The 18613-nt window shown below is 31.5% G+C and carries 8 protein-coding genes; 3 read left to right on the forward strand and 5 right to left on the reverse strand.

The genetic code is table 11. The annotated features are described in order from the left end of the window. Positions 1 to 103 precede the first annotated feature (103 nt). The 4 genes from DEU39_RS05510 to DEU39_RS05525 all read right to left on the reverse strand — a co-directional run bounded on the left by DEU39_RS05510 (position 104) and on the right by DEU39_RS05525 (position 11138). On the reverse strand, positions 104 to 3046 hold the full coding sequence (locus tag DEU39_RS05510; protein ID WP_120231226.1) for a hypothetical protein: 2943 nt from the start codon (positions 3044 to 3046) through the stop codon (positions 104 to 106). Then, entirely contained in the window at positions 3033 to 3944 is a 912-nt protein-coding gene (locus DEU39_RS05515) for a PIN domain-containing protein (protein ID WP_120231227.1), read from the reverse strand. Before DEU39_RS05515 ends, DEU39_RS05510 begins: the two co-directional genes overlap by 14 nt. An 83-nt stretch (positions 3945 to 4027) precedes the next feature. Then, positions 4028 to 4729 (reverse strand): hypothetical protein, encoded by a 702-nt coding sequence (locus tag DEU39_RS05520; RefSeq protein WP_034848630.1) that lies wholly within the window; start codon positions 4727 to 4729, stop codon positions 4028 to 4030. Beyond that, positions 4683 to 11138, reverse strand: coding sequence for an NACHT domain-containing protein (locus DEU39_RS05525; protein WP_120231228.1), 6456 nt, complete (start codon positions 11136 to 11138; stop codon positions 4683 to 4685). Before DEU39_RS05525 ends, DEU39_RS05520 begins: the two co-directional genes overlap by 47 nt. Positions 11139 to 11653: 515 nt before the next feature. Here DEU39_RS05525 and DEU39_RS05530 point away from each other — a divergent pair. Further along, entirely contained in the window at positions 11654 to 12088 is a 435-nt protein-coding gene (locus tag DEU39_RS05530; protein WP_120231229.1) for a hypothetical protein, read from the forward strand. 19 nt (positions 12089 to 12107) lie between these two features. Here DEU39_RS05530 and DEU39_RS05535 read toward each other — a convergent pair whose 3' ends face one another. Further along, positions 12108 to 14414, reverse strand: a complete 2307-nt coding sequence (locus tag DEU39_RS05535) for an AAA family ATPase (protein ID WP_120231230.1) — start codon at positions 14412 to 14414, stop codon at positions 12108 to 12110. A 325-nt stretch (positions 14415 to 14739) separates the two neighbouring features. Between DEU39_RS05535 and DEU39_RS05540 the strand changes: the two genes are divergently transcribed. Beyond that, positions 14740 to 16818 (forward strand): ATP-dependent nuclease, encoded by a 2079-nt coding sequence (locus DEU39_RS05540; RefSeq protein ID WP_120231231.1) that lies wholly within the window; start codon positions 14740 to 14742, stop codon positions 16816 to 16818. Continuing rightward, entirely contained in the window at positions 16809 to 18494 is a 1686-nt protein-coding gene (locus tag DEU39_RS05545; RefSeq protein ID WP_002978683.1) for a UvrD-helicase domain-containing protein, read from the forward strand. Before DEU39_RS05540 ends, DEU39_RS05545 begins: the two co-directional genes overlap by 10 nt. The last annotated feature ends 119 nt before the right edge of the window (positions 18495 to 18613 follow it).

The following is an 18613-nucleotide window of genomic DNA, read 5'->3' on the forward strand; positions in this document are numbered from 1 at the left end:
ATATATGTCTTTTTTGTTTTTCCAAAAAAAAGACAATTTTTGATTGCAAAATTTCACTAAAACACAGACTATCAAAGGTAAAAATTCTTTAATGAAATATGTTTTACTTGTTGTATTGTTGATAGATGGGTCTGAAATAATCATATCCCTCTTTCACCAATCTATTGATGATGTGATTAGCTACAATATTCTGTTGATTCTCGTATAAGAATACCAAAACATTTAAAATAGGTTCTTTCTTATAAACATAATTTATTTTCATTAATAAAGCTATTCTGCTAATCAAATGAGCGGGGCTATTATTTATCCATCGAGATAATGCTTCTGTAATATGAATATTTACGATCTGATTCTGAAATTTCTTCATATTTTCTTCAACCAACAAGACATTTTCTTCATCTAATTTTTCTATAAAATCAGTGAGGTAAACAACTCCTTCTAATAACTTACTATCATTACTATCGGTTATTTTTTCTATAGACTGATTTATTAGTCCCCAAACTTTTAGAATTTTGTTAATTAAATCCTCTTTATTTTCAATCTGATCATTATCAATAATTGATTTTTGCCCTCTTAAAAGAGAAATAATTTTTTGGAGAACATGAATGTTCGGATTCTTCAGTGATTTATAAAGAAAACTTTCTTCAAAGCTATTTTCATAATTCCAAAAATAATAGGCTAAAAAATGCCTTAACAGACCGTGATTATAGAAAGTAAGAATCTTATCTGAATCTATGGCACGCTGATAACTTGAATAAAGTATTTTATAAAAATCAATATTTAACGGATTTCTAAAAGCTATTCCAGACATAAATGCTTCCCATTTAATATCATCATAATCTTCTACTTTTGAAAGATTATCATTAACCCAGGTGTTATCTAAGAACATAAATTGGGAAAGAAACTTTCCGAAGAGAACATAGGAATCAATATGGTTTTCGAAAGATTGTTCGAAAGCCAATTTAGCTTCAATATCCCATCGAGCGACTTTCTGATTATTCGGCAGATTTCTAGCATACTTCAAAGAATAATTAAGCAAACCTGTTAAAACATGTCCCGCTGTAGAATTTAAAGAATGAAGAATAAAATCACCACTCTGAATGGTACTAAAATCATCTTTAGGTAGTTCATCTAAGCATTGAAGCAAAACTTTTTTACAGTTTGGCAATAACTTACTATCAAAACTATGCTGTTCGTTTTGTGCTCCAGAAGTTATAAGCATACCAATCTCTCCAATTATCCAATCTTTAGTTACCCTAAAATCATCTTCTAGCTGAAGCTTGTTAGATTTAAAAGACTCATTTGTTATGTATGCATAACAAAATTTCATAACCTTATCCCAATCAAAATCTCTATTTAACCTCCAAGCTTTAGAAAAACCTGATATAATATTAGAAGCATAAATAAACTTAATCTCTACCAATTCTTCAACAAAATGAGCGAATCTATTTGGATCCTCTTCCACTGCTTCCTTTATAGCTTCTGCAAATCCATCAATTGTTGGATCATCAAATCCATAATTACTTTTAAAAGAATCCAGTTCATTCAATAGTTGCTCATCGGACATCTTTAGAATTTCATCTTTTGAAAATGGAGTGACATGGCCCATCCTAACAACAATTTTACCTTCTTCAGAATAATCTTTAGTAATCTTAGACTGTTCTTCAATCGTCAAGAACTTAGCACTAAAAAATGAATTTTCCTTTAGTGCGTCCAACCATCGGTGTTGCCATTCATCTTTATTTGAGGCTAAGTGTTTGTCCCCTATTGGACCATTTTCAATTATTTTCCAAATTAACTTTTGTTCCTCTTCATTTAAGTCTGTACTAACTTTAGATAGTAGATAGTGAAGCTCTAATCTATAGGCATAGGTAGAAAATAAAGACATACTATCTTTTTCATCCAATAACTTCCAAAAGAAAGATTTTAAATTACTCCAATCTTCAGCAACAATATAGAACAACATTCTCTTGAAGTATGGAAGATTAAATTTTTCGTCTTCAATAAAATCATTTAATACATCTTGTAAACTCTCACTATCCTGCGTAACTAATTTGGTTAACCATTCTCTTAAATTAAATGAAAATACACCTAAAATAGGATTATTGTAATGAGAGTTTTCATCCAAATCTTTAATTCCTTCATATCCAATTATAGAAGTATAATCGCTCCAAAAATTAAAACTCAGACGATTATAAACATCTTCATAGATTACTTTATCAAGGCTATTTTTGTCAAATAAATCAGTTAAAAATTGATTAAACCAAACCTTATCCAGCTTTAAATAATTCTCTTGTGAAACCTCATCGATAATCACCGTTTCACCATTTGAAGATTTTTCCAAGCGAACTATCATTTTTTCAAAAATTCTAAATATTTTGAAAATATAATTTGTTTCACCAATTTTTCCCTCCGCAACAATAACGTGATCGCGTAACAAGAAATTGATTTGCTCCAATAATCTGTATATCGTTTTGTTATGACAAAGATTTATTATTTTATCAAGTAATCCCTCGTTATGAAATGCATTATTTAAGGTATATGAATAATAAGGTGAATAGTATTGTACTGTAGATGATCTATTAAAATCCTCCAGATTATCTGATGTTCGCAACTCAAATAAATAATAAAGAATTATTTCAGCTTTCTCTCTATCATTTGGATTATCTGTTAAAAATTTAGGTAATAATGAATCTGTAATTTCCGACGTTTGCAACATTGTATCAAATTGACTGGTTACCCATACAGGGATATAGTCCAAATATTCATTTGTTACATTTTCGTTTGGAACCAAAGACAATATCTTAATTAAGCGATACCAAGTGTGGTAATTGTCGACAGGATGTTCCGAAACATCCTTAATGATTTGTAAAATTTCCGGAACAAGTTCCAAATGCTCCGAACGCTCAAATTTTGTAGCAATACTAATCAGATAATCTAAAACCTCCCAAGATGGAATTTGATATCCACTTTCTTTTTGCACGGGTATTGGATTGTTTTCCGGATTAAAAAAACCTTGCTCTTTCAAATAACTAAACCAACTCATTCTCTGCCAATTTTTTGAAAAAATATAATTGATAACTCTGATTCATTTCGAATAAAAAATCTAAAATTTTCTTATCCAATGCTGTTTGTTTTCCAGATAGAATAATTCTGTCTATTTGTGCTGTGTTAGAAACAAACTCATCATCTTCCAAATCCATATTATTTCTTTGTTGAATTTTTCTTTCTGTAAGCAATCTGCTTTCTTGTTTACGTTTTTCCTCCAGCAAATGTTGGGAGAAAGAAGGAAGATGGGGTCTCAATTCTATGTTAAACAACTTCCCAGAAAAAGCTTTGATTGATGTGTCAAAAAATACATACTCCAAATTACCTTCTTTAAAATCCTGCTCAAGTTGACTATGCAATGTATAGGGCTGGGTTCTTTCACTAAAATCTTTATAATTAATGGTGGTGAATATGCATTTTGAATAGCCCTGATCTTGCGAGTGCTTTTTTAGCGTAAGCAGATTTATAGTATCCCTAAAACTATCTTTGGCGTGATTTGGTGGTGAACAATTAAGATTTCTTTTTGTTGCTTCCAAATAGATTTTGTCACTTTCTTTCGCTATGATTGCCTTATTGGAAAATAACATATCAATTCTACTCATTCGGTTATCGATAGAGGCTTCCACTTTGTCAGGTTCGTACATATTATCTAGCTGATGGATGGCGCTCATCATCCCTGCAATTTCTCTTTTCTTCTCCTTAAAACTTTTAAGAATCTCCTGTTTTTTCACATCTTTATTCCGCCTCCATTCCCTTTCCAAGTTTTCCGTAGTCACGAATATGACATGACCATTTTCTATCCAAAAGAGAAGTTCATCGAAGTAATTGTCCGGATTTAAGAAGTCAATTTTAAGCAATTCCAGCCAAACACAGGTATCAATAGCGAGGTAAATCATTTTTAAAATATCTACTTATACAAATATAATTAAATTAGAAATCCGCCACAGATAAAAGAAATCTTACACTGCAAGTCAAAAAACTATTTATGTTCACCATTTTTTTTGTAAAAGTTTTCTTTAATTCTAGCCAATTCATTTTTTTGTGCTTCCAGTAGATCTTCTAAGTCCTTGAACATATGATCAACTCTAGAAATATTATCATCCGACATTTTAAAATTATTTAAATCAACAACGCCCATATTTTTATCAAAATCACTAAAAACTTCTAGCATCTCTAAGAAACTGATTTGCTCCCGAGTTAAAAACTCTTTATTCTCCTTCATCCATTCCTGATCTTTCAGCAGAATATCTTTATGCAGGTTAATTTGCACAACTTTACTAAAAATTTTTTCAGAATTATTTTTTACAAGATCAACAAATTGTGTCCATTCATTATCTCTTGGCATTGCGTTATATTCCAACCATCGAGGTATAATAATAGGTTCTTTATCCTCCTGTAAGATTTTCAATATCTCCAAAACCGGTTTTAAATCTTCCAAAGGTTGTTTGATTGGGAGATCATCTCTGTTAGACCATAACTTAAGAATAACATCACAGCATTCGGTCATTAATTGTTTTTTTTCGCTTTCAGATTCAGCAGCATTGATTCCGGAGATAAGTTCTGCTATATAGTGGGACATCCATCTAGCAAGTGTATTACTAGAATATTCAAGGTTTAGTTCCTTAATGAGCTTCTCACCCAATTTTATAATTGACTCCTCTGAGTGTTTTGACTGTTCCATCTGCTTTTATTAGGTAAAGTTTTATTTGATATCTGTTATCGCTGTCTCTATTTCTGTAGTGCCTCTCTTCGAGTTGTCTTTCGATCATACATCTTAAGATTAGATCCTTTTTTTCCTGTTTTAAAAATTCAACTAAAAAATTCTTCGATATTTTTAAAATACTGCCAGAAGATTCAACACCTGTATTATATTTTCTATTTCTCGGTTCATCGTTAGAAACCTCATTCCAGTTTTCGAAGACACTTATCAATGAATTTTTTGCATAACCCATTTTATAGTATTCATCATAAGTTACGTCATACTTTTTTTGCAAGCCATCTTCCAAAACAAAAGAACCTTGTTGATTACGGTTAAAAAGTTCATCCTGTGAATCAAGACCTTCGTATTCCGATTTAAATTCTTCTATCCATCCTTTCAAAAGGAAATCTTTTTCATCTATTGCTTCATCATCATCTTCATCTTTAGCAAGAGGAAAATAATAATCGTAGCTATCTTTTGTCGTATGCAAAGCCCTCAATAAAGCATCTGATTTATCTGGAGAGACCAGATTTGATATAATACTTACTGACTCTTGATTAGCTCCCATATACATTGTAATACCACCATATACATAGAGAAAAGGATCGGCTTGATCCAAAAAGCCTACTCCCGAATCAAAATCATCTTCTTGGATCTGATCACGCCAAATCAAATCAAATTTGTTTTCGCCTTTCTTCCAGTATTTCTTTTTTAGTGGAAGCGGATCTCTTAAATCCGATAGCCAGAAGTTATCAAAAGCATTAGCTTCAGATTTTAACCAATCCTCCCAATCCTCCTTACCATCTAAATAATCAGTTTTAACGAATGGCTCATTTTCCAACAAAAAATTAGCGGCGCAGTACATAGCGTGATATTGCCAATAAATAGAAATATCTTCGACTTCCGGGTTGCTTCCGTGGTCATTTCTTGTAAGATGCCAATCTCCATTATAAAGCTGGCTTCCTATAAAATCATCTTCGTTAGGATTGCCAACGTACCCCCATTCTTCAGCAATAATTTTGTCTGCAACGTCTGCTACATCATATTCCGACAAGTTGAAAGGATCTCCAACCTTGTCATACCAATACGGCAATGTATCCAAACTACTAAATTTAAAAAGCCAACTATCGGAATCACTCCGTGCAAATTTTCGTTGCTTTCGGGCGTATTTTTTTTCCTCAACCATTTCAAATTTAGAATTATTCATTTGCAGAATAAAATTTAGCTCTTCATCTGTAAATACAGAGTTATCAAATGAATAAAGGTTAAGGCAACTTTTCTTAATATAATGCCTGATCAGGACATGAGGGAGGTTATTACTTAATAATTCCTGATAGAAAACATCTTTCAAATGCAAAAGTTTCTTTGGGTTCTCTTTTGATATTCTGTCTAAAGCAATCCACAAATATAATTTAGAAGACATCCAGTAAAACATATAGTTTTTCTCTTGGAAAGGAAGACAATTTTTTTCATTTTGTTTTTTAAGAAGTATATCAAATATACCTGTACTACCCAAGTTTACCATTTTCCGTAATGAATGGATAGCCCGCCAACGTAGACGCTTATCAGGATGACCAAGAATAAACCTCATCATATCTGCAACATTTTCAATACAGTCACTCGAAGGTCTTAATTCTTCACTCCAAAGACCGTCAGCTATATCAGGTTGAATTGGTAAGTTCCATCTTTTGATTATCCACTCTAATAATTCTTCGTTTTTATCTTTGGTGAGAGTATTCTTGATAAGCTCAAAAGAACTGTAAATAGATTCATCCGAAAGAAGATCAATTTTCTTAGGCAAAATTTTTCTGATAGTAATTTCCAAGATAATATCATCTACGCAGAATAGTTTTGCTAAGCTTTTGATAGAAAATATGCTCAAAGCACTCCCATAGTCAAGCTGATGGAGTCTGCTTATCAATACTTTTTCAAAGTTATCTTTCTTCCAATTTTTTATATCTGGATAAAATTCCCACTCTTCAAAAGCTTTTTCTAATATGTTTTCCAAAGTATGATATTCCAATAAATCACTGCTAACATCCACAAGGGCATTAAGGAAAAACACTTGATCCTCAACCTCACAGTTTTCAATTATATCTTCGAAAAAATTATTAATAACTGATCTACTGTTAAAACTTTCACCGCTGACTATGATATGATCAAGAACTCTTTCTAATGCTTTAACAGATGTAAAATCCAATGAAGCGAGATCAATATTATGATGTTTTTTTTCGTTATCAATATATTTTGATTCCGAATTTTCAGGTTTAGTTTCTAAAGAATCTATAAAATCAACATATTCTTTTATCTCCTTCACTAAATTATCATCAATGAGTTGGCGTGACTTTATCTGATCATATATTTCCTTTGAATAATGTTTATCTTTTTGCAGTTTTAAATCTCGGAACTCAGATTTTATAAATCTATTCTTTATATCAGTTTTTCCACTATTATTAATTCCTGAGATAATCATCTTGTATAATTCTTCCAGATTTCGCCAGTTATAATTTGTCTTAAGATTGATCAGCGACGCTGCCGTAATGTGGTCGATATATCCTACTTCCATTGCTTTTTTAAGCACTGTAATTATTGGACGTCCTAACTTTAGAACGTTTCGATGATGCCAACGGCACATGATCGGAAACATTGAAGATTTATCAATGTTTCCAATTCCCATTAAACCTTCAGCATAAGGAAAATGTTTTTTATCGTAATTTCCTAATTTAATATCGCAATATTCAATAAACCTAGCAAAATCATATGCCATCTTTGGATTATCATTAACAATGCCTATCTGTGACAATTCAAAAATACATCTTATTTGTGCGAAAGCTTCAGTATCAATTTCCGAAACAGATTTAATTGCTTTTTCAAAAAAATCTTTACTTAGAGTATTATTAATCTTGCTGCTAAGCAGTAAACACTGTAGATAGTTCTCTGTAGATTCATTAGCAGAAACATGAGATTCCTGAATAATTTCTTTTGCCTCATGTAAAAGTTTGAATGATAACTTTAAATATCTTTTGTTTAAGATGATTACTTTTAAAACCTCAAACCTAAGTTTCAACTTTTCGGCCTGCTTGTCAAAGCTATCGATAATTAACTGCATCAACTCACCTTTATCATCAAAATGATTACAGGTTTTTGCGAGCTTAACCGCCAAAAATATAAATCGGGAATTTGCCCAATAACCAAATTGGTGTTTAAAATCATAATCATTTTGAATATCGCTGCAAATCTTTCGAAATCGTTCCGTAAGCTCAGTCTCTTCAAAACGGTGAGTTAAAAAATCGGAATGCAGCTGATAAACTGGAACAGCATATTTAAAAAAAGCTACAAACTCTCTCTTATCTCTTTCAATTATTTTACGTTGGTCATAATCTTTAATTTTATCAATGTTTCTAAAATTAGAAGGATAGTAATCTTCTAGTTTTTTGTCTGCATTCTGGAGTGATGACATAAGACAGTCCTTTTTGAGAAAAATTTCCATCAATCTTGGTTCATCCTCGAAACGGCTGTCATTAAAGAAAGGTACTTTACCGAGAGGTTTTGAATCAATTCGATTGAGACAATCAATGATTAAAACACTATCAACTCTGTAATAGCTTAAAATTCCGCAAAACTCTACAGCAAACTCATAAAATAATTGACTGAACTCCTTTTTCTTATGAGAAAATACTCTTAATAGGTCTTTAGCAAGCTGAGTCAAATCAAAACTGATTGGCAACTTATATTGAAACAGTTTACAAGATATATATATCTTTTCGTCAATTCTAAATTTATCATATTTCAACCACTCTGAAATCTCAGTTTCACTCGAATTGCTGACAATATTCTCGATAAGATGTTTACCTGCACTAATTTTCGACTCAACAGGACTCCATCTATTGAAGCGTTCCAACATTCTTCTGACTCCGTATAATTTCAAAAAAGCCTCAGCTTCAAATGCTATATCAAGACTTGATATGGGATAATGCCGTAGCTCTTCGTCATTTTTTGTTTTTCTCCAAACAAGCCATTCATTAGCAGTCTTAAGATGCTTGATGGCTATTTCTCTATTTTCGGGTTTACGGGAATTAATGCCAGCAAGTTTTAGATGAAAAGCTCCAGCCCAAGAGCGTTCTTCACTTTTCATTTGAAGCCTTGTCAAAGAATTTTGATCACCAAATCTCAAAACCAAATCCGGATATTTAATAAGAAGATTGGTCAGACCTTTATCTGTTTTAGATTCTTCGGCGGCTATAAATAATAATTTAAAATAATTGATATCATTCTCATGTTCAACACTGGCATTAAGAGCAAGTTTCGTACGGTTGATATAAACTTCCCTATTGCGTATCGGGTCTGTAGGGAAGTCTAAAAATTTTCTATCTAGAACAATATCAATCAATTCATTCTTCAAACCCGATGAGTATAAGATTGCTCCAAGATTTGTAGAAGCGTATTCATCTTTAGTTGAATTGGATAAAAACAAATTTGCAATATCCTGATGTTCTTCCAGACTGAAAGGATATGTCTGTCTTACATAATTCTCGAAATCTTCATCCCTGAAATAAAAATGGTTATTTTCAAGAACAAGTCCATTCCAAATGTCAGATGCTAAATCTTGAAGCAAAGCAATTTGAACATTCATAATTTCTGAAATGTAATTAATTGGCACCGGTCTTGGCAGCATTATGAGTAACTTAAAAAACTCATCGACAAGAGCTCTATTATCCTCTCCAAGCTTAACTATAGCATCTTCGATTTTATCGAGTATCAAATTATCAACAAGCTTACCGTTGGGTTTAAGATAATTAATTACCTCTTTTATTCCCTGATTTCGTAGGGACATTGAATAAAACTGTACTCTTGGAATACCATTGGTAAATTGATGAAATTCTAAAATTTCTCTTTTCGTAATATTTTTAAAATTGATTTTTGCAAATTGAGTTGTTTCCTCCAATGAAAATGGTTGTAGTTCATACTCCAAATGTTTTTTAATCGGGAGTTTGAGAGAATCTTTTCGGTACGTACGAGAGGTTACCACAATATGACAACCCTCTGGAATTTCCATATTGACAAGATCTTGGACAAAGCTTCTTTCTCCAAACGATTCTGCCGCTGTTACACTATTATCAGCAGCATCAATAATGAGCAGTAAATAAGCGTTAGCATCTCTGCTTTTTAAAATTTCAACGCCTGCTCTAATCCTCTTTTTTAGTTCATTCAAATAAACATCATCAGATTCATTTTGTACTAGCAAAAACTCAGTTCCTAATGACTTGGCAAGCTCATTAGCCAACTGTACAATAGCATTTCTATGTAAATGTCTTTTATCTTCCGGATTCTGATATTTACCTGCACCATAACAATCAAAGAGAATAGATTGGCAATAGTCGGGAACAGCATTTTTTATCTGATGAACAATGGTTGACTTACCAATTCCTGCACCACCGTGTAAACAGATGGGTAGGTAAGAAACATTGGAATCAATAACATTTACAATATCCTTCAGTTGTTCTCTTTCAACAGTACGTATATTTTTTTCGAAATTTTGAGAAACAGGAAAAAGATTTTCAAGCGCACTAAATCCAAAACTTGCAATCACATCAGTAACGCCTAAGGTGCGGTCATCCTCACTTTCAGGCATCATCTTATTCCAGACCAGCTGAAATAATGAATTGAACTGTCCTTTAGACTTTATGCTATTTTTTGAAATGGAATTTATCAATTCAAGTTTTAGTAGCTGTCTTGAATTTGATCCACAATCATTAAAATCCAGCAATCTCACAAAATCCGTAAACTCTGTAAGATTAAGACCAGAAGCCTTATGCAGTTTTCCGAAAGCATCTTTATTTAAGTCTGGAATTTCGGAAAAAACCTTGTTGAAACTTAAGGCTCTTTGATTAGTCTTTAAAAATTCCTGAACTTTAAGAATCTGATTGAGATGGGATTGATTAACATTTCTGTTACTGACAAGTTTGATCTTTATTTTTTGCAGAACTTTTTCCCTTCCAAACTCATCCACAAATTTTTTAAAAATATTAGCTAAACGCAGAACGATTGATCCATGAAAAGATTTACTCTTTTTTCCTTCATAAAGTTTGGAAAAAGTAAAATTTTCATCAGCCCTTCTGGTACTGTATTTTAATTGAGATATAAGTATAGAATTGGCGCTGTCGAAATCCTTTCCGCCAAAATATTCCGTTAAATCAATCCCTAAGAACATTTCTCCGGTAGGATCAAGTTTTTTCGAGAGATTTTTCTCAAAACCTTCAATAGTTAAAGCCTTTAGCCCTTGTTTATCAAAGTTTAGTAATTCGAGAGATTTTTTGATTGTCCACAAAATATGAAAATCATCCCCGGCGCTTGATAAATCGGCATCGGGAATAAACCTTTTATTAACCATTTAACTAATAATTTGTATAGCTAATTTACTTAAAATTATTTGTCAAATTTTATTTAAGTAACCGCAAATTTTCCTATTCCAAAAAAAAAATAGTAAATCAAATGAGTCTTTAAGAGTCCCTCGATTAAAGAAATTTAAATGAGTAGACATTTCAGCTTTGAACTTTTCTTCTGATTGTATTCCAAAGTCTGTAAACGGAAGAGGTAAGTTGATCTAATCTTTAACATAATTGGATACCCACAAGTTTTTTCACGTTTTTCTGGGCTTGCAAAAGTTAACCAATGGATGTTATCTTGCTTAAACAAATACAGTATAGATTAATGTTTATGAATTTAAAGGTAAGACGAGCCAAGGAATTACTCTTGAGTTTATCATAAAGAATAATCAACTTAAAACTGTATACCTTATCGTTTAGTTATTTTAAGAACAAAATAGCTTGTCATTTTCCAAATTTTACTTAATTTTAAATAAAGCAATATTTTTTTATAAAGCATCATTTAGAAACATAAATTATAATGAAAAACTATTACGCATCCGAGGAACTTGCTCAGATTTTACTAAATAATGGATTCGTAGACATCACTGATAAGAAATTCCCGCTGCACTTTAAGCAAATAAAAGAAAATGGCTATGACCCTGAAAAAGCTAAACGAGCATTTAGGATAAATACTAAAGATCTGATTCTTTTCGATTATATCACAGTTAAATTTGTCCACAAAGGAAATGGTTGTAGTGCAACAAATATGAGAAAAGAAATATCTGAAAATGAATTGAAATCAGCCATTGCATTTTTTAAACTTCCTTATCAAACCAGAAATGCTATAATGCGATCAGGTGTTGCAATTCCTACATTACATCAGGATTACAGATATATTCAAGAAAATCCATCCTACAATAATCCCAGAAATAAACATATTGTTAAAGCTTTTGAAGAAGTTAAAATTAAATGAATGAATTTTTTTAGAAAAATTATATTTTTTCTAAAATCCATCTTATTAAGAATTCATTTGCAATCAAAATATAATTCTCTGCTTCTTGTTTAGATTTTGTCTGTCCAGGGTGAGCCGCAGAATTCCTCTGAATTCTTAAGCGCTCAAGCAGATTAATTTTTAAATTATTTGCATTATTAAATATTGTAGATAAATGTTGTCTCAAATTATTAAGTTCAGAAGGATTGCAACTCACACGACGTGTTCTACCTGATTTAAATTTTTCTAGCGAACCCTGCATTTTTGCCAATGTCAAGCCGGGTATTCTCAGTGGAGAAAACAAAATCTGCAGCTCATTCTCGATTGCTCTTCCATACTGGATAATAACAGGCGAGAAATCACTATTTAAATCTGTCGTAGCAAGCAAAAGTTCAGCAGAAGATAGGTATTTAACAGTGGTACTATTTAATTTATGGATATCAAAATTGTTAGAAATAATTCCCTCATAAACCGAGATATCTAACTTATTAACATACTCATCAATTCGCAATTCAAGATCATTGATTCTTTCATCATCTTGGACACTTTTTTCTTTCAAATTATTAAAATCATTAACAAATTGAATATTCAGGAGACTATGTTCTAAACTGGTTGTTTCATCAAAAAAACCACTATCAAATACATTATAATCGATACTGCCGTCATCAGAGATACTTAAAGATGACATTTGTTCGATATTAGTATTAGACTTCGCTTTATTCCTAAGATAAAATAATTTTACTCTTTTGCCTTTAAGCTTCTTTGCAGCTACTAAGTTCTGAAAATTACGAATAAGATATTCACTGTGAGTTTCGATTATTAATTGGATATTAAATTTGTCATTGGCCTCTAAAAACATTTCTGCAAGAAGTGACTGCCACTTAGGGTGCAGATTAGCTTCCGGTTCTTCGATAAGAAGCAAACTTGGAAGATAATAAATCTCCATATGATAACCATATTCATTATCAGGAACCTCTTTTTCCCTTCTATTTCGTTTTGCCTGCACACAAATTTGAATTAATATCAAAATCAATTGTTTAATACCATACCCAAAATCAACTAGCTCACGATGACTTCCATCAAAATTAGTAACTGAAATAGAGATTAATTGAAGCTTTACCTGAAAATCAATGCTAATATTTAATCCTATTTCGAATTTTTTTAAATACTTTTCCATGAAAGGAAAACTTGATTCAAATGCATGGTAATCTTTAAGTAAATTTATAAATGGAGAGTTACTAGATGCAGAATAAACTCTAGCATTCTTTTCTTTTACCGCTGAAAGATAGTTAACCGTTAAAATCCTTTGCTGCAAAAGATCCCAAGCACTTTTAAAACAATTTTCAATTACATTATATTGACGATTATTTTTATCTGTTTCTATCCAAAATACTTTCTGCTTGATGATATTAACAGAAGCCAGATAAAGAATTTCTTCTACTGTTGGAGGTGGAGTAAAATCATCTACTTCAAAATCACTCTCTCTGATTACTGCCCTATCACTAACAATATTATCTTGCAATCCATCAACAAATATAGTCCAAGAACTTAGATTAATATTGTCTTTAAAGGATTTAATGAGTACGGACGGAACAAATGGAACATGTTCTTTAGATGCGATACCATCCATATCCTCCAACCACTCTACACTATTGTCATTATCTTCATAAATTTTATAGAATCTGTATACGTTTTTTAATTCTTTCTTAAGCTTTCCAAAGTTAATAGTCCATTCGACAAATCCTTGAAGCTGGTTATAAGGTAGAATTGGTACATATTGTGAAAAAATAACATCTTCAGAATTTTTCTTATAAGCTTCGAATTTTTTTTCGTTTTCTTCTTTTTCTTTTTTGTACTCAATATCATCTATCGCTAAATCATTGTCAGTAGCTTTTTTATATGCAAAAGAAAACAAAAGTGATTCATCTTCATTATCAAGTACCTTGATTTCTCTTAATTTTGCTTTATATTTTTGATTAGATTGTACATCAAAAGATAATGAAACAAACAAATTAGTCAATCCTAAAAATGTAAAAGGAAGAGAAATTTGCATTCTATTATTCTTACTATTGTGCAAAACATTGTCAAAATCTCCTAATAAATGTTCTTGTAAACTCAAATCAAGATCAAACACTGATTGCCCTTCTTTAATACTATCTCTTAAAAGCTGAAGGAATTTAATAATTGAGCTTTTGCCTGAATTATTTGCTCCAGTTAGTATGTTTATAGAAGACATTTCCTCCTGAAATCCTTCTACATCATCAAATATTCTAAAGTTTTTAAGACCAAGAACGTCTATTAATCTCATTATTAGTTTTTTATTATAATTTCTTTTTAAAGTAAAAGACTTTCCCTGAGTCTTAACTGCATGATCAACGATGAAAATAGCTAATTAAAAATTCACTTAAAAAATGTGACTTAATAATTATTACAAATTTTTAATTTGCTGTTTTATATTTTGTCTAAACATCTAAAAAGTGCTGTAAATTTAAAAACTTTTTTTTCTATAAATTATGGAAAACCGTAATAATTCAGTAGGGAAATTAAATAAATTAGCAAAGCTTATTCAAGACTTTAAATTAAGTATATAAAATTTAATAATTTTACTTTTTTACATTTCAACTTAACTAACCATGTACATATCTCAGATTAAAATTACCAATTTCAGGAATTTTGAAAATACTACAGTCGATTTTAATGACGGCATCAATGTAGTAATAGGTCATAACAATGCCGGAAAATCAAATTTGGTTTCCGCTCTTTCCTTAGTTATGGATAATTCAAAGTCAAAACGTCTTAATATTGACGACTTTTACAAACTTATTCCGACCGCACATTTATTGACTTCTCCTCCAAAAGTAAGCATTGAAATAACAATCAAAAAAGGATCTTATGAAACGGAGGATGACTTAGTAACCGTTTCAACTTGGCTAACCAGATTAGAGGAAGATTACGAAGCAAAATTAACATATGAATTCTTTCTTCCCGAAAAGCATGTCGAGAATTACCAAACCTTAGTTAGGGAAATTCCTGAGAATGAAAACCAAAATAAAAATATTTGGAATACGATTAAGCATGATTTCCTAAGACTTTATGTAGTAAAGATTTGGGGAGGAAATGTTGTCAATCAATCCACAGCAGACGTAGACTCATTACAAAAATTTGATTTTCAATTTTTAGATGCTATAAGGGACGTCGAGAGAGATATGCTGACGGGGCGAAATACTTTGCTGCGAGATGTTTTTGATTTTTTCATGGATTATGATATCAAAATCCATCCAACAAAAACAGCACCTGAGAAACATATGGATATTAAAGAAAGAAAAATTGAGTTTTCTGAAAAAGCTGAAGAATTAGTAGGTTTGTTACACAGGAGAATTGCATCAGGAAAGGAAGAAATATTATCTTATGCAAAAGATACGGGAGCGTCATTTAACAATGCTGTTCCAGATTTTGAAGGAGTAATATCAGAGACAGAGTTGTATAGTGTTCTAAAGTTAATTGTAGAATATGAGACAGGAATAAAAATTCCTGCAACACGCAATGGTCTTGGTTACAACAATTTAATTTACATGTCTCTTCTTTTAGCAAAAATGCAGGTCAATAATGACGTTAATTATTTGGATAGCAATGCAAAAATATTTTCAATGCTGGCTATCGAAGAGCCAGAAGCTCATCTACATCCGGCAATGCAATTCAAGTTTTTAAAATTTCTCGATGAAAATAAAACTAAAAGAAAAGTAAGACAAATCTTTGTCACAACACATTCAACACATATAACATCCGCCGTTGGGCTAGATGAAATTATTTGCCTGCACAATAATGAAGGAGAAACTATTGTGGCATATCCCGGAAAAACATTTGTTAATGCGGAAGGTCAACCTTTAGATCATAGCAAGAAGTATGTTGAGAGATTTTTGGATGCAAGTAAGTCAGATATGCTTTTTAGTCAAAAGGTACTATTTGTTGAAGGACTTGCCGAACAAATCCTTGCGACGGTATTCGCAGGTTACGAAGATAAATCTTTAGAAGACCATCATGTAAGTGTCATTAATGTTGGAGGAAGATATTTTAAACATTTTCTTTATTTATTCGATTCTGAAAAAGATTTCTCAATATCAAAACCTGTCGTATGTATGACTGACAGGGATCCTGAAAGAAAAAACAGAACAGTAGAAAGATCAAATTTTCAGAAGTGTTATCCATTTGAATATAATAGTGAAGCTGAAACCTTCGATTACCAGCAAAATTTTTTTAGCAACGAATATCAGCCGGAGACTCACCCGAACATTACAGTATATTCTCAAGATTCGGAGTTAGGAAAAACATTGGAATATGAAATAGCATTTTCAAATCCATCATTAAAACTAATTCTAACGGATTCTATGAAAAATAGAAATGAGCTAGAACGTCTAATGGATTTGTACGATCACGAAGATTCAACACTTGAAAATTTCTTTGAAATCCTACGTGAAAGTGATGAGAATGAGAGAATAATTTCCGGCATTACTCTCAACACCTCGCTTGATTTAGATGGTAAGAAAAGATCAATAATTGCAGCAAGATATCTTAATTCCATTGGTAAAGGCGAAAATGCTTTAGAATTGGCAGTTGTGCTAAAGGATAATTTATTAAAAAAAGGTACTGAAGAATATGTAGAGTTCAATGTTCCTCAATATATTAAAGATGCAATAGAAAAGTTATGCCAGTAGAAATATCATCAGATTCCTTAATAGAGATTAATAAACATTTTAAAGTTAAGGCTGGACCTGGTGCTGGTAAAACGCACTGGCTGGTTGAGCACATTAAAAATGTTACAAGAAATTCCACACTAATTTCCGGCGCAAAGAAGATTCTTTGCATTACATATACCAATATTGCAGCTGAAACAGTTTTAACAAGGCTTGGAAGCTCGGCAACTCAGGTTGAAGTATTGACAATTCACAGTTTCTTTTATTCCCATATAATTAAACCTTATCTATCATTCATTGCTGAAGAATATGATTTTGATGTCAGCTCGCTAGATGGTCATACAGATATTATAGTTTCTGATTACTCATTTTTGCAGGAGTGGAAGGCATTAACCGGTCAAAAAAGAATTACCGATGATAATTTAATTACTTACGCCTTTGAAAGACTCAGATGGTTACTAGTAGACGATGAATTGATTGTCAGAACAGATTATCCTTTCAGATTTGGGGGTTATCCTATTAAAAACAGCTCATATTTTGATTACAAAAAAATGACTTGGCAAAGGGGTATACTTCATCATGATGATGTATTGTTTTTTGCCTATCAGATTATCAAAAAGTTTCCTTTTGTTATTAAAATAATCAATAAGAAGTTCCCTTACGTATTTATTGATGAATTTCAGGATAGCAACCCTATACAGGTAAACATAATCGAAAAGTTATCAACTGGTTCTACAATTGGAATCATCGGTGATGTAGCGCAATCCATATATGCATTTCAAGGTGCAACACCTGCACTTTTCGATGGGTTTACATTACCTGAAATGGAGCATTATTTTTTAAAATTTAATCGCAGAAGCACTAATGAAATCATTGATTTCCTAAATATTATCAGGCAAGATCTTCCTCAAGATTATCATAGAACGGTTTCTATATCAAAACCAGTACTTTACGTGGGTGATATGGTCGAAGCTCTGAGAAGAGCTAAAACCTCTTGTCCTGATGGGTATGTATATACATTATCTAGAAATAATATCACTTCCAATGCTATGAAATCAGAAATAAACGGCTCTGGAATGGACGATAAGCTTTTACGGAAAATCAAGTTAGAAGACTCGACTAAAAAAAGGGCTGATCTAATAACAGCGTGTATTACTGCTGTTGCTCTCGGGCAACAATCTAAATTTAAAGAAGCCATAAAAGTTTTAGAAAACGTAATAAATTATAGACGTAATAGGTTAGAAGGAAAAAAGAAAGCTTTACATTACTTAACGATCTTAATGGCAAAATTCAATGACTATAAAGATCTTTCTATGCTTGAATTCTCAGAATTTATCAGACTGAATATTAACGATAGTATTCCAAAAGCAACAAAAGGAAAAGGAAAGATTTTTTATGAAAACAACACATTCCAAAGCGTCTACTTGTGTGTAAATATATCTGAAGATTTAAGCTATCACAGAACAGTCCATAAGGCAAAAGGAGATGAATTTGATAACGTTCTATTAATTTTAAAAGAAGAAAAAGATTTAAAATTTATGTATGAACCAGATTTATACAATTATACGCAGGAAGAACATAGAATTTATTATGTTGGAGCAAGTCGTGCTAAAGATCAACTTTTTATTTCAGTTCCAACACTTGATGTTAATGTTGAAGACATCATAAAAGATATGGTAAATATTCAAAGATTTTAATCGATATTCTAAAAGATGCGATTTTTTTTAACATTTAGCATATAATTCATATTTATTCGAAGAGCTAAGCTAGCCCAATGACATTAAAATCAGTAGGCAAATTAAGGCAATAATATACC

It is taken from the genome of Chryseobacterium sp. AG363 (assembly GCF_003610675.1).
Lineage (GTDB): Bacteria > Bacteroidota > Bacteroidia > Flavobacteriales > Weeksellaceae > Chryseobacterium > Chryseobacterium cucumeris.

Coding starts and splice junctions, on each gene's coding strand:
- DEU39_RS05530 (WP_120231229.1), top strand. CDS start 11,654: ATGAAAAACTATTACGCATCCGAGGAACTTGCTCAGATTTTACTAAAT.
- DEU39_RS05545 (WP_002978683.1), top strand. CDS start 16,809: ATGCCAGTAGAAATATCATCAGATTCCTTAATAGAGATTAATAAACAT.
- DEU39_RS05535 (WP_120231230.1), bottom strand. CDS start 14,414: ATGAGATTAATAGACGTTCTTGGTCTTAAAAACTTTAGAATATTTGAT.
- DEU39_RS05520 (WP_034848630.1), bottom strand. CDS start 4,729: ATGGAACAGTCAAAACACTCAGAGGAGTCAATTATAAAATTGGGTGAG.
- DEU39_RS05525 (WP_120231228.1), bottom strand. CDS start 11,138: ATGGTTAATAAAAGGTTTATTCCCGATGCCGATTTATCAAGCGCCGGG.
- DEU39_RS05510 (WP_120231226.1), bottom strand. CDS start 3,046: ATGAGTTGGTTTAGTTATTTGAAAGAGCAAGGTTTTTTTAATCCGGAA.
- DEU39_RS05540 (WP_120231231.1), top strand. CDS start 14,740: ATGTACATATCTCAGATTAAAATTACCAATTTCAGGAATTTTGAAAAT.
- DEU39_RS05515 (WP_120231227.1), bottom strand. CDS start 3,944: ATGATTTACCTCGCTATTGATACCTGTGTTTGGCTGGAATTGCTTAAA.